Raw genomic sequence first — 17,056 nt, forward strand, 5'->3', positions numbered from 1 at the left:
TGCGCCCCGGACCCGGTGTTCCGCCACCTCGTTCGCTGGTGGCGTAGCCGCTCAGGTCCGCCCGTGCGCCGCCGCGCGGGGCTCGCGCGGGGCTCGCGCGGCACCCCCGCCGGCCCTAGCGTCCCCCCGGTGAGCGCTCCCCCGCGGCCGGCCCGCCTCGCCCTGACCGGCGGCGGCTTCCGCGCCGGCCTGCACCTGGACCTGCTGCGCCGGCTGCCGGAGCTGTTCGAGGTGACGGGGGTCCTGGCCCGCGGCGAGGCGAGCGCGGCCGCCGCGACCCGCCGCGGCCTGCCCGTCCACCGCGACCTCGACGGCCTGCTGCGCGCCGCGCCCGACGTCGTCGTGGTCTCGGTGCCCCCGGCCGCCGCCCCCGGCCTGGTGCGGGAGCTGGCCGGGCGCGGCGCGGCCGTGCTGACCGAGACGCCCCCGGCCGCGGACCTGGCCGGGCTGCGCGCGCTGTGGGAGGCGGTGGGGCCCTCCGGGCGCGTGCAGGTCGCGGAGCAGTACCCGCTCTCCCCCCACAACGCGGCGCGCGCGGAGGTGGTCCGCCGCGGGCTGCTGGGGACGCCGACGTCGGTGCAGGTCTCCTCCACGCAGCTGCACCACGCCGCCGCGCTGCTGCGCGGGTTCCTCGGGGTGGGCGCACGCCCGGCGCGGGTGGTGGCGACCGCGACGACGGCCCCGCTGGCCGACCCGATCACCCGCGCCGGGTGGACCGGCAGCGCCCACGAGCGCCCGCAGGTGACGACGGTGGCGACCCTGGACTTCGGCGACGGCCGCAGCGCGCTGTACGACTTCACCGAGACCCAGACCCGCAACCCGCTGCGCGCGCGTCGGCTGGTCGTCCGCGGCAGCGCCGGCGAGCTGGTCGACGACCGCCTGGTCCGGCTGGCGGACCCGGTGACGGTGCTGACCTCCTCGATCGAGCGGCGCCAGACCGGGCAGCACCAGGACCTGCAGGGCGCGGACCTGGACCACCTCGCCCTCGACGGGCGGGTCCTGTTCCGCAACCCCTTCGCCGGCGCCCGGCTCTCCGACGAGGAGATCGCGGTGACGGAGCTGCTGCTGCGGGCCGCCGCGTGGGGGCGGGGCGAGGCGCCGGGGCCCTACCCGCTGGCGGAGGCGGCCCAGGACCACCTCCTCGGGCTGGCGATCGGCGCGTCCCTGGCCGCCGGCGGGCCCGTCGTCACCGCGCAGGAGGCGTGGGCGGCGGCGCTCAGCCGGTGACCGGCGCTGCGGCGGGGGCCCAGCGGGGGTCCAGCTCGGAGAAGGTCGCCAGCCGCTGCGCGGCGGCGGCCACCAGCTCGTCGACCCCGCGCACGACGCGGCGCTGGCCGTCCTCCTCGTCCAGGACCTCCACGAGCTCCGGCGGCACCGGCCGCGGGTCGGGCGCGGTGCGCACGGCCTCCAGGACGGTGGCGAAGGCGGCGGTGCGCTCCAGCGGCACCAGCAGCGGCGCGGCCGGGTCCTCGCGGTGCGCCAGCAGGTCCTCCAGCAGGTCGCGGCGGGTGTGCTGCTCCACCGCCGTCCCCTCCGGGGTCGACCAGGTCACCTCGTCGCGGGTGTAGCGCACCGTGGCGGTGCCGCGGCTGCCGTGCAGGACGACAGCGGGTTCGCGGGCGGTGGCGGCGCACAGGGTGACGGCGACGACGACCGTCGTCCCCCGCGCGGTCCGCAGCCGCAGGCAGGAGGTGTCGTCCGCCTCGATGGGGTTGGCGCGGTGCAGCTCCAGCTCCACGGAGGTCAGCGAGTCGGCGTCCTCGCTGCCGTCCAGGCGCAGCGCGGTGGCCACCGCGTGCGCGAAGGGGTTGGTGAGGGCGCCGTCGACGACGGGGCGGCCGTCCAGGGTGCGCCGTCCCGCCCAGGGGGCGCGGTCCCAGTAGCCGCTGCCGCGCTGCCAGGTGCCGGTGGCGCCGATGCCGCGCAGGGTGCCGATGCGCCCGGCCGCGACGTCGGCGACGACGGCGGGCAGCGCCTGCGACCCGAGGCTCTGGAAGCCGACCTGCACGCTGCGCCCGGCGGCCGCGGCGGCCCGCTGGAGCTGCTGGAACTCCGCCCAGGTGGCCGTGGGCGGCTTCTCCAGCAGCAGGTCGGCCCCGGCGGCGAGGGCGGCCAGCCCGATGGGGGCGTGGGTGGGGATGGGGGTGACCACGACGACGACGTCGGGACGGGCGCGGCGCAGGGCCACGTCGAGGTCGTCGGTCCAGGGGGCCGTTCCCGACAGCGCGGCCAGCTCCGGGTCGGGGGCGGTGGTGTCGCAGACGCCGGCGAGCTCCAGGCGGCCGGCGTCGGCGAAGCGGCGCAGCCGCTGCAGGTGCCCGCGCCCGTGCCCGTGGGCGCCCACGAGCAGGACGCGCGGCGCGCTCACCGCCCTGGCCCGCCCGCCCCGGACCCCCCGGCGTCGGCCGCGTCGGCGGTGTCGGCGGTGGCGGGGACGAGGCGCGGGAGCACCAGCCGGCGGTGCACGGCGTGCAGCGACAGCACCCACAGCGCGGGCAGGACCAGGAACACCCCGGGCAGGGTGAGGGCGAGCAGCGCGGCCACGGCCGTGACGGCCAGGGCGGCCGCACCGGCCAGCGGGACGCGGCGCAGCGCCAGCCAGCCCCCGGCCAGCGCGGGCCGCCAGCCGCGCCCGGCGGGACCGTCGGCGAGCTGCGGGATCCCGAGCAGGACGGCGGCCAGCAGGACGGCGACGACGACGAGCAGCGCGCCGGCGGCGAGGTCGCCGCCGGGGACGGTCCCCGAGCGCAGCAGGCCCAGCTCGACGGCGACGAGCCACCCGGCGAGGAGGGTGGCGACGCCGACGGGGACGCCGGGCAGGAAGCGGCGGCCGAACTCGCGGGCGGTCTCGGACCAGGGCGGCAGGTCGTCGGTGTCGGCCCAGTGCCCCACCGCCCGCGACACGGCCGCGACGACGGCGCCCAGGGGCAGCACGCAGAGGCTGAGCAGGGCCGCGACGACCCCGAGCAGGCACAGCTCGGAGATGCGCCGGACCTGCTCCTTCCAGCCGCTGCCGGACCCGGTGGCCTCGGGGGCGCGGCGGCGCCGGGCCCGCGGGGCGGTCGCCACGGGGGCGCTCACCCCTTGATCCCGCTGGTGTTGATGCCCTCGACGATGAGCCGCTGGAAGACGAGGAAGAAGAGGAACACCGGGACCAGGCTGAGGACGGACATCGCGAACATCGGGCCGATGGCGTTCTGCCCGGAGGAGTCCAGGAAGAGCCGCAGGCCGATGGGCAGCGTGTAGCGGGTGATGTCGTTGAGGTAGACCAGCTGGGAGAAGAAGTCGTTCCAGGTCTGGATGAACGAGAAGACCGTCGTCGTGACCAGGGCGGGCTTGCTCAGCGGGAGCACGATCCGGAAGAACGTGGCGAACGGCCCGCACCCGTCGATGGAGGCGGCCTCGTCCAGGGTGCGCGGGATGCCGCGCATGAACTGGACCATGAGGAAGATGAAGAACGCGTCCGTCGCGAGGAACTTCGGGACGATGAGCGGCAGCGGGGTGTTGACCCAGCCGAGGGCGTTGAACAGGACGTACTGGGGGACGACGAGCACGTGGTGCGGCAGCAGCAGCGTGCCGATCATCAGCGCGAACCACAGCCCCCGCAGCGGGAAGCGCAGCCGGGCGAAGGCGTAGGCGGCCAGCGCGCAGGAGACGACGTTGCCGATGACCACGCCGGCGGAGACGACGACGCTGTTGGCGAAGAACCGGGCGAAGCTGACGCCGGGGATGCCGGACCAGCCCTCGGCGTAGTTCCCGGGGGTGAAGGACTCCGGCAGGACGTTGAGGTTGTTGGAGATCTCCTGCGGGGACTTCAGCGACGTGCCGATCATGTAGACGATCGGGTACAGCGCGACGACCAGCAGGGCCACCAGGACGACGTGGGCGACGATCCCGCCGCGCCCGCGCGCGGGGCGGCCGCCGGTGGGGGCCTGCGGTGCGAGCGGCGCGGAGGCCAGCGTGCTCGGAGCGGTGGTCATCAGTGCTCCCCCTCGTCGGCGTAGTGGACCCACAGCGAACCGCTGCGGAACACGATGGCGGTGATGACCCCCAGGACGAGCAGGAAGCCCCAGGCCATCGCCGAGGCGTAGCCCATCTGGAAGTCGCCGAACCCGCGCAGGTACAGGTACAGGGTGTAGAGCAGCGTCGAGTCCGCGGGGCCGCCGGTGCCGCCGCTGATGACGAACGCGGCGGTGAACCCCTGGAACCCGGCGATGGTCTCCAGCACGAGGTTGAAGAAGAGCACCGGGGACAGCATCGGCAGGGTGATGTGCCAGAACTGCTTGAACCGGCCGGCGCCGTCGAGGGAGCCCGCCTCGAACAGCTCGGTGGGGATCTGCTTGAGGCCGGCCAGGAAGATCACCATGGGGGCGCCGAACTGCCAGGCCGCCAGCAGCACCAGGGTGCCCAGCGCCGTCGAGGGGTTGGTGATCCAGCTGCGCCCGTCGATCCCGACGAAGCCGAGGACCTCGTTGATGGCGCCCTGGCCGCCGAACAGCGTCTGCCACACGATGGCGATGGCGACGCTGCCGCCGAGCAGCGAGGGGACGTAGAACAGCGCCCGGTACAGGCCGACGCCGCGGCGGTCGCGGTAGAGCAGCAGGGCGACCCCGAGGGCGACGGCGAGCTTCAGCGGCACCGAGACGACCGCGAACAGCAGCGTCGCCTTGACGGAGTTCCAGTACTGTGGGTCGTCGGTGAGCATCCGGACGTAGTTCTCGAGCCCCACCCACTGCGGGGCCTGCAGCAGGTCGTAGTCGGTGAAGCTCAGGTAGAGCGAGTACAGCATCGGGAAGAGCGTGATGCCGAACAGGCCGACGAACCACGGGATGAGGAACGTGTAGCCCGCGACCGCCTCCCGCCGGCGGCGGGGGCTGCTGCCCCGCACCTGGGCACCGGCGCTGCGGCGGGGTACGGCGTGCGGCGCGCGGTGGGCCGTGTCGGCCATGGGAACGCTCCTGTCCGTGTGCTTCGTCGGAGGTGCCATCGGGATGTCGTCGCCCGGGGGCTCAGCTGCCGGCGCGCTTCAGGGCCGAGTTCGCCTGGGAGACGAACTCCGCGGCCGCGGCCCCGGCCTCGGCGCGACCGAAGGCGACGTTCTCGGCGGCGGAGGTGAGCAGCTGGCCGATCTGGGAGTCGCCCTGGGCCGGGACCGGCGGGGTGGGTCCGGCGGTGGCGGTGACCCGCTCGTCGAACTCCAGGACGTACTTGAGCTGCTCGCTGAAGGCGGGGGCGATGGCCGCGCGGACCTCGCTGTTCGGGGGCAGACCGCGCTCGGTGCCCAGGACGGCCCCGGCCTCGGGGTCGTTGTCGAAGAAGTTGATGACGTCGACGGCGGTGGGGATGTTCTTGCCGCGGGCGTAGGCGGTGAAGTACTGCGAGGGGCGGGCGTAGGCGCCGGCGGGGTCCCCGGGCAGCGGCACGAGCTGGAGCTGGTGGTCGGTGGCCTTGGCCAGCTCGGTGAGCTGGTTGTCGTAGGAGAAGGTGGCGACCGTCTGCTTGGTGGCGACGGTGTTCTTGGAGATGTCGCCGGCGTTGGCGGGCTGGCTCACCTCCGCCGGGGAGGCGCCCCCGCTGTCGCGCAGGTCGCCCCACATGGTGAACCACTCCGTGAGCTCGGTCTCGCCGAAGCCGAGGGCCTGGCCGTCGTAGAGGTTCTTGCCGCCCTGGCGCAGCCAGTACTCCAGCCAGTTGAGGTTCGCGCTCTCGTCGCGGGTCCCCCACAGGCCGCCGGTGGCCGTGGTGACGCTCGTGGCCCAGGCGGCGAACTCGTCCCAGTCGGCCCAGCCGCTCTCCGCGGGCAGCAGGTTCAGCGGCTGCAGGACGGTGGCGTCGACGGCCAGGGCCTGGGTGTTGGAGGCCAGCGGCATCGCGTAGAGCTTGCCGTCGACCTCGCCGGTGTCGATGAGCTTGGGGTCGATGGCGTCGGTCTTCAGGGTGCCGCCCACCCAGGGGGTGAGGTCGGCGATGACGCTCTTGTTGGCGTACTCGCGCAGGGCGCGGTTGTCGATCTGGATGATGTCCGGCGCGTTGCGCCCGGCCGCCGAGGTGTTGATCTTGTCGTAGTAGCCGCTGTAGCCCTGCCACTGCGTCTTGAACGTGACGTTGGGGTGGGCCTTGGTGTAGAGGTCGAGCACCTTCTGGGTGTTCTCGGCGCGCGCCGGGCCGCCCCACCAGGCGACGGTGAGGACGACGGGTTCGGTGGTCTCGGGGCCGGCGCCCGCTTCCGCGCCGCCGCCGGCGGCGCTGTCGCTGTTCCCGCCGCACGCGGCGAGGCCGAGCACCGAGGTGCCGAGGGCGCCGGCGAGGAAGGAGCGGCGCGCGGGGACGGCGAGGCGGGCCGGGGTGCGTCCGGTGGGGGTGGTCATCGTGATCTCCTTCGATCGGTGACGGGCCCGGCGGCGGCGGCGCTGCGTTCCCGGTGACTGGCCCCATTGCGGCACAGCCGGGCGTGCTCGTCAAGCGCTTTCCAGCAAGTTCCCACAAAGGTTTTCAGTCTGTGACCACCGCGTCCCGTTCTCCGCGCGCCGACGCGCGCCCGGTGCTTGACAGGCCCCGCCGGGAGGGTGCTGACTGATCCGCAAAGGTTTGCAGAGGCGCTCCGGCGGCCCGCACCCCCGACTCGCGGAGGAGTCCCCATGACCGTCCCCACGGCGTCCGACCCGGCCCCCGCCCGCACCCGCTACGCCGTCGTCGGCCTCGGCGGGCGGGCCCAGATGTACGTGCGCGCCCTGGCGCGCACCCACGCCGACCGCAGCGAGCTCGTGGCGTTCTGCGACGTCAACCAGACGCGCATGGACGCCCACAACAAGGCGCTGCGCGACGACCACGACCACGACCCCGTCCCCACCTACGCGGCGGCGGACTTCACCACGATGCTCGCCGAGCAGCGGGTCGACGCGGTCGTCGTCACGACGGTGGACAGCACCCACGACCACTACATCGTCGCCGCGCTGCAGGCGGGGTGCGACGTCGTCACCGAGAAGCCCATGACGATCGACGCGGAGCGCTGCCGGCGCATCCTCGACGCCCAGGAGGCCTCCGGGCGCAAGGTCACCGTCACCTTCAACTACCGCTACAACCCCGCCCACGCCAAGGTCCGCGAGGTCATCGCCTCCGGGGCGATCGGCGAGGTCGGCTCCGTCCACTTCGAGTGGCTGCTCGACACCCGCCACGGGGCCGACTACTTCCGGCGCTGGCACCGCGACAAGGCCAACTCCGGCGGGCTCATGGTCCACAAGGCCACCCACCACTTCGACCTCGTCAACTGGTGGATCGCCTCCTCCCCCGAGACGGTCTTCGGCCTGGGCCGGCTGTTCTTCTACGGCGACGAGAACGGCGCCCGGCGCGGCCTGGCCCGCGACTACGACCGCGCGCACGGCGCCCCCGCCGCGGCCGAGGACCCCTTCGCGCTGCAGCTGGACTCCTCCCCCAACCTCACGGCGCTCTACCTCGACGCCGAGCACGAGGACGGCTACCACCGCGACCAGAACGTCTTCGCCCCCGGCGTGACCATCGAGGACGACATGTGCGTGGCCGTCCGCTACCGCAGCGGCGCGACGATGAGCTACCACCTCACCGCCTACTCCCCCTGGGAGGGCTACCGCGTGGTCTTCAACGGCAGCGGGGGCCGCCTGGAGCTGGACGTCGTCGAGAACGCGTTCGTCGACCCGGTCACCGCCGGCCGCGCCCCCGGCGAGGCGCTGCACGGCGTCGACGGACCCGACGCCGACTCCGGCGCGGGGACCCGTCTGGTCCTGCGCCGGCTGTGGGAGCGGCCCGTGGAGCTGGAGCTGCCCGACACCACCGGCGCCGGGCACGGCGGCGGTGACGACCGCATGCTCGCCGACATCTTCGGCGCCCCCGCGGGGCCGGACCCGCTGGGCCGGGCCTCCACCCAGCTCGACGGGGCGCGGTCCCTGCTCACCGGCCTGGCCGCCAACCGGTCCTTCGAGACCGGGCTGCCCGTGCGCGCGGACGACGTCCTGGCCCTCTGAGCGGCCACCGCCCCCACCCCACCCGCGAACCCCCGGAGAACCCCCGTGCGCCCCCTCACCCTCGACGACGACCGCCTCCTGCCCACCGAACCGGGGGTGCGCGCGCTGGCCCGGGAGGTCTACGGCCACGTCCGGGACCTGCCGATCATCAGCATGCACGGCCACGTCGAGGCGCAGGTCCTGGCCGAGGACGAGCCGTTCGACGACCCGGCCCGGATGCTCGTCGTCCCCGACCACTACGTGACCCGCATGCTCGTCTCCCAGGGCACCCGCCCCGAGGACCTCGGCGTGCCCCGCACCGACGGCGGGCCCGTCGAGCAGGACGGGCGGGAGATCTGGCGCCGCTTCTGCGCGGGCTGGCACCTGTTCCGCGGCACCCCCAGCCGGTACTGGCTGGAGCACGAGCTGCACGAGGTGTTCGGGGTGCGCGTGCACCCCTCCCCCGAGACCGCGGACGAGATCTACGACCAGCTCGCCGAGCGCATCGCGAGCCCCGAGTTCCGGCCCCGGGCGCTCTTCGACGCCTTCGGGGTGGAGCTGCTGGCCACGACCGACGCTCCCACCAGCCGGCTGGAGCACCACGCCGCCATCGCCGCCTCGGGCTGGTCGGGCACCGTCGTGCCCACCTTCCGCCCCGACGCCCTCGTCCACCTGGGCCGCCCGGGCTGGAAGCGGGACGTGGAGGAGCTCGCGGAGGTCTCCGGCGAGGACACCGGCGACTACGCCGGGTTCCTCGCCGCGCTGCGGCAGCGGCGCGCGCACTTCGCGGCGATGGGCGCGCGGGCCACCGACCACGGCCACCTCACCGCGGACTCCGCCCCGCTGGAGCGCGCCGACGCCGAGCGCGTCTACGCCGCCGCCCGCGCGGGGGCGGTGGGCCCGGCCGACGCGTCGGCGTTCGCGGCCCACATGCTCTTCGAGATGGCCCGCATGAGCCGCGACGACGGCCTGGTCATGCAGATCCACCCGGGGGTGCTGCGCGACCACGACCCGGCGGTCCACGAGCGGTTCGGCTCCGACAAGGGTTTCGACATCCCGATCGCCGTCGACTTCGTCCACGGCCTGCGCCCGCTGCTGTCGGAGTTCGGGTCCGACCCGGCGTTCCGCTGCGTCCTGTTCACCATCGACGAGACGACGTTCTCGCGCGAGCTCGCCCCGCTCGCCGGGGCCTACCCCTCGGTGCGCCTGGGGGCGCCGTGGTGGTTCCTGGACTCCCCCCTGGCCATGCGCCGCTTCCGCGAGGCCGTCACCGAGACGGCCGGGTTCTACAACACCTCCGGCTTCGTCGACGACACCCGCGCCTTCGCCTCGATCCCGGCCCGCCACGACGTGTCGCGCCGCGTCGACAGCGGGTTCCTCGCCACCCTCGTCGCCTCCGGGCAGCTCTCGCTGGAGGAGGCCGTGGAGACCGCCGTGGACCTCACCACCACCGTCCCCCGCACCGCGTACGCCCCCCGCGGCGCCTGATCCCCCGGCCCCACCAGCACAGGAGCGAGCACGTGATCAGAGTCGCCGTCGTCGGCACCGGGGGCATCTCCGCCTCCCACCTGCAGGCCTACCTCGACTTCCCGCAGCGCTGCACCGTCGTCGCCCTCGTCGACGTCTTCCCCGAGCGGGCGCAGGCCCGCCGTCGGGAGTTCGGCCTGGAGGGGGCGGGGGTGCACACCTCGCACCGGGAGCTGCTCGAGCGCGGGGACGTCGACCTCGTCAGCGTCTGCAGCCCGCCCTCCACCCACGAGGAGGTGAGCGTCGACCTCCTGCGCGCGGGCGTCAACGTGCTCTGCGAGAAGCCCATGGCCCCCTCCCTCGCCGCGTGCGACGCGATCCTGCGCGCCGAGCGCGAGGGCGGCGCGGTGTTCTCCTCGGTGGCGCAGAACCGGTTCCGTGACGACGTGGTGCGGTTGAAGGCGGCCCTGGACTCCGGCCTGGCCGGTCCCGTCTCGCACGTCCAGGTGGACTCCGCCTGGTGGCGGGGCCTGGGCTACTACGACCTGTGGTGGCGCGGCACCTGGGCGGAGGAGGGCGGCGGCTGCACCCTCAACCACGCCGTGCACCACGTCGACCTGCTGCTGTGGCTGCTGGGCGCCCCGCGGTCGGTGACGGCCGCGCTCACCAACGCCGCGCACGAGAACGCCGAGGTCGAGGACCTCTCGGTCGCGGTCCTGGCCTACGAGCGGGCGCTGGCGACGATCACCAGTTCCGTCGTCTCCCACGGCGAGCGGCAGCGCATCGTCGTGCAGGGCCGCCGCGCGAGCGTGGCCCTGGACGGCGAGGTCGTCGCCGAGCTCGCCCAGCCCAACGGGTTCCCCGCCCCGGAGGGCGACACCGAGCTCGCCGGGCGGTTGCGGGCGCTGGCCGCGGCGCACCGCCCGCTGGCCCACACCGGTCACCGGGGACAGGTCGACGACGTCCTGACCGCCCTGGAGACCGGCTGCCGCCCCGCCGTCGACGGCCACGACGGCCGCCGCACCATCGAGCTGATCACCGCGATCTACCGGGCGGGCATCGAGCGCCGCACCGTCGACCTCCCGCTGAGCGGCGACGACCCGTACGCGCGGCCCGGGACGCTGGCCGAGCGGGCCCCGCGGTTCTTCGCCAAGTCCGCCTCCGTCACCGACCTCGCGGGGTCGATCAGCGTGCCGGGCTCGGGCGCGGGGATCGGGGCCGGCCGGTGAGCGCCGACGGCGGCACCTACGCCCCCGCCCCCCGGCCCGCGCCCGTCGTCGAGGCCGGGGAGTTCGTCGTCGCGGCGATCGGCCTGGAGCACGGTCACGCGTACGGCATGTGCGAAGGCCTCATTGGGGCCGGCGCCACCCTGAAGTGGGTGCACGACCCCGACCCGGTGAAGGTGGAGCGGTTCCGCGAGCGCTTCCCGCAGGTGCGGGTCGCGCGCTCGGAGGAGGAGGTCCTGGCCGACCCGGAGGTGCGGCTGGTGGCGGGGGCGGCGATCCCGGCGCAGCGGTGCGCGCTCGGCCTGCGGGTGATGGCGGCGGGCAAGGACTACTTCAGCGACAAGGCGCCCCTGACCACGCTCGAGCAGCTCGCCGCCGCGCGGGAGGCGGTGGCGCGCACCGGGTGCAAGTACGCCGTCTACTACTCCGAGCGGGTCCACGTGGAGACGGCGGTGTTCGCCGGGCAGCTCATCGAGCAGGGGGCCATCGGGAAGGTGCTGCAGGTCGTGGGACTCGGCCCGCACCGGCTCAGCGCCCCCACCCGCCCGGGGTGGTTCTTCGACCGCGAGCAGCACGGCGGCATCCTCATCGACATCGGCAGCCACAACGTCGACCAGATCCTGCACTACACCGGCGCCGCCGGCGCCCGGGTCGTCAACAGCCAGATCGCGAACTACGCGCACCCGGAGCACCCGGGTTTCGACGACTTCGGCGACGCGAACCTGGTGACCGACACCGGGGCCACCGGGTACTTCCGCTGCGACTGGTTCACCCCCGACGGCCTGCAGACCTGGGGGGACGGCCGCTCGTTCGTCCTGGGCACCGAGGGGTTCATCGAGCAGCGCAAGTACGCGAACATCGGCACCCAGGACGGCCCCGGGCACCTGTTCCTGGTCAACGGGCAGGGCGAGCAGCACTTCCACCTCGACGGGGAGGTGGGGTACCCGTTCTTCGGCCAGCTCGTGCTGGACTGCCTGCAGCGCACCGAGACGGCGATGACCCAGGAGCACGCGTTCACGGCGGTGGAGCTCGCGATCCGCGCGCAGCTGGAGGCGGCGGACCTCTCGCCGGTCCCCCGGCCGCGGTGAGGCCGCGGCGCCGGTGGCCCCCCACCGGCGCCGCGTCAGCCCGTCAGGTGCTGCTCCAGGAACGCCCACGCCCGGTCCTGCATCGCGACGTCGAAGCGGTGGCCGCCGGGGTGCTGCTCCCCGCGGTAGGTGCCGGTGGCCGCGTGCCGGGCCAGGAGGCGCTCGTGGGCGGCGCGCATCCCCCCGGGCGGGAACAGCGGGTCGTCCACCGCGTACTGCACGAGCAGCGGGCGCCGCGCGGTGAGGTCGGGCAGGTCGGCGAAGCGGGCCAGCCCGGGCGAGTGCAGCAGCCACGAGTGGGTGTCCAGGTACCGGCCCACCAGCGCGTCCGTCGTGGAGAGCATGCAGGCGACGACGTGGGCGCGGACGCGTTCGTCCAGGGCCGCCAGCAGCAGCGCGCGCCCACCGCCGCCGGAGAACCCGAAGGCCCCCAGCCGGTGCGGGTCGGTCCCGGGCCGGGCGGCGAGGACGTCGAGGGCCACCAGGTCCTCGTGGAGGACCGCCCCCGTGAACGTCGTGCCCAGCACGCCGGCCGCCTTGGCGAGGGTCTCCTCGTGCAGCTGGGCGTGCGCGTCGTAGCGCTGCGCCGGGCCGTCCTCGACGCCGCGCGCCGCCCGGTCCGCCGCCAGGGCCGCGAGCCAGGGCGCCCACTTCGGGGAGGGCCGCGTCAGCGGGAACCGGCGGCTGCCCCAGGAGAACGCGTCGTGGACCAGGACGGCGAAACCGCGCCGGGCCAGGGCGTTGGCCGCGGCGCGCCCGCCGTAGCCGGGGAAGCGGGGCGCGGCGTCGGGCGGGGGCGTGCCGTCGTCGACGAGCTTGGCGGCGCCGGTCCACTTCACCCCGCCGTGGCAGTGCAGGCCGAGCACCCCCGGCAGGACCCCGTCCGCGCCCGCGGGACGCAGCAGGAAGGCCCGGGTCCGCGGGCCGAAGCCGACGTCCCAGGACAGCGCGCTGACCTCGACGTCGCCGACCCGGCGCGATCCCTCCTCGTGCACCCGCGGCGGCGGGGGCCGGCGGGGCAGCCCCAGCACCGCGGCCAGGTCGGGCGGGCCGCTGCGCGCGGGCAGTTCCCGGCCCAGGAAGGCGGGCCAGTCCTCGAAACCCTCCAGCGCGTCGGCGGGGTCCTCCACCCTCAGCTCGCGACGCTCTCGCGGACCGCCCCCGCCACCCCGTCCCGGGTCAGGACCTCCAGCGCCTCCTCGACCAGCGCGCGGAAGCGGGCGTCGGCGGGCAGGTCCGTGCCGAAGACCTCCGGCAGCCCCAGCAGCGCGTCGACGACGGCCGCGGGCGACCCGGCGCCCGCGGTGACCTCGCCCAGGCGCGCGGCCAGCGGGTCGTCGACCGGCAGCGCCACCCCGGCTTCCGAGCGCCCGGTGGAGACGTACCGCATCCAGGCGGCGACCCCCAGGCAGGCCGCCCGGGGTTCGCGCCCGGCGGCCAGCGCGTCGGAGATCGTCCCCAGCAGGCGCTGCGGGAGCTTCTGGCTGCCGTCCATCGCGATCTGCAGGGTGCGGTGGTGCAGCGCGGGGTTGGCGAAGCGGTCCAGCAGGTCCTGCCGGTAGCGCGCCACGTCGAACCCGTCCGGCACGGCCAGGGTCGGCACGACGTCGTGCGCCATGAGGCGGTCCACGAGCGCGGCGATCCCGTCGTCGGCGACGGCGTCGGCGACGTGCTCGTGCCCGGCCAGCAGGCCCAGGTAGGCCAGCGTGGAGTGGCTGCCGTTGAGCAGCCGCAGCTTCATCGCCTCGTAGGGCGCGACGTCGGCGGTGAGGACGGCCCCGGCGCGCTCCCACGCCGGGCGCCCGGCGGCGAAGTCGTCCTCGACGACCCACTGGCGGAACGGCTCGGTGACGACGACGCCCTCGTCGCGCAGCCCCAGCAGGCGCTGCACCTGGTCGCGGTCGGCGGGGGTCGTGGCGGGCACGATCCGGTCGACCATGGAGGAGGGGAAGCGCACCGACGCCGCGATCCACTCCCGCAGGCCGTCGCCGTCGGGCAGGGCGGCGCAGAAGTCCCCGACGAGGCCGCGCAGCACCGCCCCGTTGGCGGGCAGGTTGTCGCAGGAGAGCAGCGTGACCGGGCCCGCGTCGGCGGCCCGGCGGGCGGCCAGGCCCGCGACGAGCTGCCCCACGACGGTGCGCGGCGGGCGGGCGGTGGACCAGCCGTCGAGGTCGGCGGCGACGTCGGGGTCCGCGCGCCGCAGCCGCCCGGTGGCCGGGTCGTGGCGGTAGCCCTTCTCGGTGACCGTCAGCGTGACGAGGCGGGTGGTGGGCGCGGCGATCAGGGCGCGCAGGCGCCCGGGTTCCTCCCCCGCGAACAGCAGCTCGCGCACGGCGCCGACGACGCGGGCCGAGCTGCCGCCGGCGTCGTGGGCGAGCACGGTGTACAGCCCGTCCTGCGGGCCGAGCTGCTCCACGACGGAGCGGCTGCGCTGGGTGACCCCGCAGATGCCCCAGTCGCCGCCGGCGGCGGCGACGGCGTCCTCGGTGTAGACGGCCTGGTGGGCGCGGTGGAAGGCGCCGATGCCGAGGTGCACGACGCCGACCCCGAGGGCGCGGGGGTCCACGCGCGGGCGGTGCCCGGCCTCGACGGCGTCGAGGGTGCCCAGCGAGAGGCGCGGCGCCGGTGCGGGGGTGCTCATCACATCACCGCCCCGAGCTGCCACGGCTGGAACTCCTCGTCGCCGACGCCGAGCTCCTCGCTCTTGCTGCGCCGCCCGGAGGCGACCTCGAGGATCAGCTCGAACAGCTCCCGCCCGGCCTCCTCCACGGTCTGCTCCCCGGTGAGGACGCGCCCGCAGTCGACGTCCATGTCCTCGTCCATCCGGGCGTACACCTCGGAGTTGGTGGCGAGCTTGATGCTCGGGGCGGGTTTGCAGCCGAACACCGAGCCGCGCCCGGTGGTGAAGCAGACGACGTTGGCCCCGCCCGCGACGAGCCCGGTGACGGAGACGGGGTCGTAGCCGGGGGTGTCCATGAAGGTGAACCCCTTGGCCGTGATGGGCTCGGCGTACTCGTAGACGGCTTCCAGCGCAGCGGAACCGCCCTTGGCCACGGCGCCGAGGGACTTCTCCAGGATCGTCGTCAGCCCGCCCGCCTTGTTCCCGGGCGAGGGGTTGTTGTCCATGCTGCCGCCGTGGGCCGCGGTGTACTCCTCCCACCAGCGGATGCGGCGGACCAGCTTCGCCGCCACCTCGGGGTCGCGGGCGCGGCGGGTCAGCAGGTGCTCGGCGCCGTAGACCTCCGGCGTCTCGGCGAGCACCGAGGTGCCGCCCTGCGCCACGAGCAGGTCGGAGGCGACGCCGAGGGCGGGGTTGGCGGTGACCCCGGACCAGGCGTCGCTGCCGCCGCAGTTGAGGCCGAGGACGAGCTCGGAGGCCGGGACCGGGACGCGGCGGACGGCGTCGACGACGGGCAGCAGCTCCCGGACGCGTTCCACCCCGGCGGCGACGGTGCGGGTGGTGCCGCCGATCTCCTGGATCGTCATGGCGACGACGGGGACCTCCGGGGGCAGGTCGAAGCCGGAGGTGAGCGCAGCGACCTGGTTCACCTCGCAGCCGAGGCCGATGACGAGCAGGGCCGCGAAGTTGGGGTGGCGCGCGTAGCCGGAGATGGTGCGCCGCAGCAGCTGCGCCCCCTCGCCGAGGGCGTCCATGCCGCAGCCGGTGCCGTGGGTGAGCGCGACGACCCCGTCGACGTTCGGGTAGGCGTCCAGCGCCCCGGGCCAGCGGAAGGTGTCGGCGATGCGCCGGGCCGCGGTGGCGGAGCAGTTCACCGAGGTGAGGATCCCGATGTAGTTGCGCGTCGCGACCCGGCCGTCGGCGCGCACGATGCCGTCGAAGGTGCGGCGCTCGGCCGGCGGCACGAGCGGGGTGGGGCGGGCGTCGACGCCGACGGCGTAGCCGCCCGGCCCGGCGTCGGCGCTGCCGGCCCCGGCCTGCGAGGCGGTGAAGGCGAGGTTGTGCACGTGGACGTGCTCGCCCGCGGCGATCGGGGCGGAAGCGAGACCGATGAGCTGGCCGTACTTGCGCACCGCCTCCCCGGCCGCGACGTCGCGCAGCGCGACCTTGTGCCCGGCGGGGACGTCGGTGCGCACGGTCAGCGCGCCCGCCTCCCCCAGCGCGGCGAGGTCGACGGCGGTGCCGGCCGCGAGCGCCTCGCGGGCGACGGCGACGGTGTCGCCCGGGGCCAGCCGCAGCAGCGGGGCCGCGGTGCGGGCGGGGAGGGGGGTGGACGTCGTCACGAGAGGGCCTCCAGCGGGGCGGGGGCGTCGGCGCGCACGGCCTGCGGCAGCGGCGGGACGGTGGTGGACCGGACCACGAGCTGGGACGGCAGCGTCCGCGTGGCTCCGGAGTGGTGCTCGGGGTGGGCCAGGACGTCGAGCAGCAGGTCGACCGCGGCCCGCCCGGCGGGTTCGGTCGGCATCGCCACGGTGGTGAGGGCGGGGGTGGTCATGGCCGACATCTGGATGCCGTCGAAGCCCACGACGCTCATCTCGGCGGGGGTGACGACGCCGCGGACGGCGAGGCGGTTGAGGACGCCGAGCGCCATGAGGTCGTTGTAGGCGAGCACGGCGGTCGCGCCGCTGGCGAGCACGAGGTCGGCCGCGGGCAGCCCGGCCTCGAAGGTGGGCGGGAAGGGCCCGAGCTCGACGACGTCGACGCCGGCGGCGGCCGCGGCCGCGCGCAGACCGCGGAGGCGCTCGGCGGTGGACCAGGAGCGCACGGGTCCGCTGAGGTGGGCGATGCGGCGGTGGCCGAGGGCGACGACGTGCTCGACGGCCTGGCGCATGCCGTCGGCGGAGTCCATGAGCACGCTGGGCAGGCCGGGGCTGCGGCGGTTGACCAGCACCATGGGTGTCGTCCCCGCGCTGCGCTCGAGGTCCTCGTCGCTCATCCGGGCCGAGCACAGGACGATGCCGTCGACCTGCTTGCCCATGGCCGCGACCAGCTCGGCCTCGACCCGGGGGTCCTCGGCGGCGTCGGCGAGGAAGACGACCTGCTGGGCCTCGCGGGCGCGGGCGTGGGCGCCCTTGAGGACCGCGCTGAAGAAGGGGTTGGCGACGTCGGGGACGACGACGCCGATGTTGCCGGTGCGGCCGGTGATGAGGCCGCGCGCGGCCCGGTTGGGCTGGTAGCCGAGCTCGTCGGCCACCGCGAGGACGCGGTCGCGGGTGCTGGCGCGGACCAGGTCGGGCACCGCGAGGGCGCGGGAGACGGTGGAGACGGACACGCCGGCCCGGCGGGCCACCTCGTGGATGGTCACAGCCATGGAGCCCCCCGACGACGTTGTTGCTGCTC

At 75.2% G+C, this 17,056-nt stretch carries 14 protein-coding genes; 5 read left to right on the top strand and 9 right to left on the bottom strand.

All coding sequences use genetic code 11. From position 1 onward, the window contains the following. Positions 1-129: 129 nt before the first annotated feature. Positions 130-1,227 (top strand): Gfo/Idh/MocA family oxidoreductase, encoded by a 1,098-nt coding sequence (locus tag KRAD_RS08155; protein ID WP_041292875.1) that lies wholly within the window; start codon positions 130-132, stop codon positions 1,225-1,227. Here KRAD_RS08155 and KRAD_RS08160 read toward each other — a convergent pair. From KRAD_RS08160 to KRAD_RS08180, 5 genes are all read right to left on the bottom strand, one after another. Beyond that, positions 1,217-2,368, bottom strand: a complete 1,152-nt coding sequence (locus KRAD_RS08160; RefSeq protein ID WP_012085079.1) for a Gfo/Idh/MocA family protein — start codon at positions 2,366-2,368, stop codon at positions 1,217-1,219. The two genes, KRAD_RS08155 and KRAD_RS08160, sit on opposite strands and share 11 nt — an antisense overlap. Further along, entirely contained in the window at positions 2,365-3,081 is a 717-nt protein-coding gene (locus KRAD_RS08165; RefSeq protein WP_012085080.1) for a hypothetical protein, read from the bottom strand. The genes KRAD_RS08160 and KRAD_RS08165 overlap by 4 nt, the downstream gene beginning before the upstream one ends. Next, a complete protein-coding gene (locus KRAD_RS08170; RefSeq protein ID WP_012085082.1) occupies positions 3,078-3,980 on the bottom strand; it encodes a carbohydrate ABC transporter permease in 903 nt (300 codons plus the stop codon). Before KRAD_RS08170 ends, KRAD_RS08165 begins: the two co-directional genes overlap by 4 nt. Beyond that, a complete protein-coding gene (locus KRAD_RS08175) occupies positions 3,980-4,948 on the bottom strand; it encodes a carbohydrate ABC transporter permease (RefSeq protein ID WP_012085083.1) in 969 nt (322 codons plus the stop codon). The genes KRAD_RS08170 and KRAD_RS08175 overlap by 1 nt, the downstream gene beginning before the upstream one ends. A 61-nt stretch (positions 4,949-5,009) precedes the next feature. Then, positions 5,010-6,368, bottom strand: a complete 1,359-nt coding sequence (locus KRAD_RS08180; protein WP_012085084.1) for an ABC transporter substrate-binding protein — start codon at positions 6,366-6,368, stop codon at positions 5,010-5,012. Positions 6,369-6,638: 270 nt separating this feature from the next. On the opposite strand from KRAD_RS08180, the gene KRAD_RS08185 reads away from it, so the two are divergent. The 4 genes from KRAD_RS08185 to KRAD_RS08200 are packed head-to-tail and all read left to right on the top strand — an operon-like array spanning position 6,639 to position 11,757. Then, on the top strand, positions 6,639-7,997 hold the full coding sequence (locus KRAD_RS08185) for a Gfo/Idh/MocA family oxidoreductase (RefSeq protein ID WP_012085085.1): 1,359 nt from the start codon (positions 6,639-6,641) through the stop codon (positions 7,995-7,997). Between the two features lie 45 nt (positions 7,998-8,042). Beyond that, positions 8,043-9,464: a glucuronate isomerase gene (gene uxaC, locus KRAD_RS08190; protein WP_012085086.1), complete on the top strand. Its 1,422-nt coding sequence runs from the start codon at positions 8,043-8,045 to the stop codon at positions 9,462-9,464. A gap of 32 nt (positions 9,465-9,496) precedes the next feature. After that, positions 9,497-10,672, top strand: coding sequence for a Gfo/Idh/MocA family protein (locus KRAD_RS08195; RefSeq protein ID WP_012085087.1), 1,176 nt, complete (start codon positions 9,497-9,499; stop codon positions 10,670-10,672). Continuing rightward, the gene (locus KRAD_RS08200) at positions 10,669-11,757 is read left to right on the top strand and encodes a Gfo/Idh/MocA family protein (protein WP_012085088.1); all 1,089 of its coding nucleotides are present in this window, start codon (positions 10,669-10,671) and stop codon (positions 11,755-11,757) included. The genes KRAD_RS08195 and KRAD_RS08200 overlap by 4 nt, the downstream gene beginning before the upstream one ends. Positions 11,758-11,792: 35 nt before the next feature. Here KRAD_RS08200 and KRAD_RS08205 read toward each other — a convergent pair whose 3' ends face one another. From KRAD_RS08205 to KRAD_RS08220, 4 genes are read right to left on the bottom strand one after another with little or no spacing between them, the layout of a single operon-like run. Beyond that, the gene (locus tag KRAD_RS08205) at positions 11,793-12,887 is read right to left on the bottom strand and encodes a dienelactone hydrolase family protein (protein WP_012085089.1); all 1,095 of its coding nucleotides are present in this window, start codon (positions 12,885-12,887) and stop codon (positions 11,793-11,795) included. A 2-nt stretch (positions 12,888-12,889) separates the two neighbouring features. After that, the gene (locus KRAD_RS08210; protein WP_041291971.1) at positions 12,890-14,398 is read right to left on the bottom strand and encodes a mannitol dehydrogenase family protein; all 1,509 of its coding nucleotides are present in this window, start codon (positions 14,396-14,398) and stop codon (positions 12,890-12,892) included. After that, entirely contained in the window at positions 14,398-15,999 is a 1,602-nt protein-coding gene (locus KRAD_RS08215; RefSeq protein WP_012085091.1) for a UxaA family hydrolase, read from the bottom strand. The genes KRAD_RS08210 and KRAD_RS08215 overlap by 1 nt, the downstream gene beginning before the upstream one ends. Next, entirely contained in the window at positions 15,996-17,027 is a 1,032-nt protein-coding gene (locus KRAD_RS08220; protein ID WP_012085093.1) for a LacI family DNA-binding transcriptional regulator, read from the bottom strand. Before KRAD_RS08220 ends, KRAD_RS08215 begins: the two co-directional genes overlap by 4 nt. Positions 17,028-17,056 lie beyond the last annotated feature (29 nt).

This window comes from Kineococcus radiotolerans SRS30216 = ATCC BAA-149 (assembly GCF_000017305.1).
GTDB lineage: Bacteria > Actinomycetota > Actinomycetes > Actinomycetales > Kineococcaceae > Kineococcus > Kineococcus radiotolerans.

What these genes read in the sequence shown, in the direction of transcription:
- KRAD_RS08170 (WP_012085082.1), bottom strand. Translation starts at nt 3,980, where the DNA reads ATGACCACCGCTCCGAGCACGCTGGCCTCCGCGCCGCTCGCACCGCAG.
- KRAD_RS08175 (WP_012085083.1), bottom strand. Translation starts at nt 4,948, where the DNA reads ATGGCCGACACGGCCCACCGCGCGCCGCACGCCGTACCCCGCCGCAGC.
- KRAD_RS08180 (WP_012085084.1), bottom strand. Translation starts at nt 6,368, where the DNA reads ATGACCACCCCCACCGGACGCACCCCGGCCCGCCTCGCCGTCCCCGCG.
- KRAD_RS08185 (WP_012085085.1), top strand. Translation starts at nt 6,639, where the DNA reads ATGACCGTCCCCACGGCGTCCGACCCGGCCCCCGCCCGCACCCGCTAC.
- KRAD_RS08210 (WP_041291971.1), bottom strand. Translation starts at nt 14,398, where the DNA reads ATGAGCACCCCCGCACCGGCGCCGCGCCTCTCGCTGGGCACCCTCGAC.
- KRAD_RS08220 (WP_012085093.1), bottom strand. Translation starts at nt 17,027, where the DNA reads ATGGCTGTGACCATCCACGAGGTGGCCCGCCGGGCCGGCGTGTCCGTC.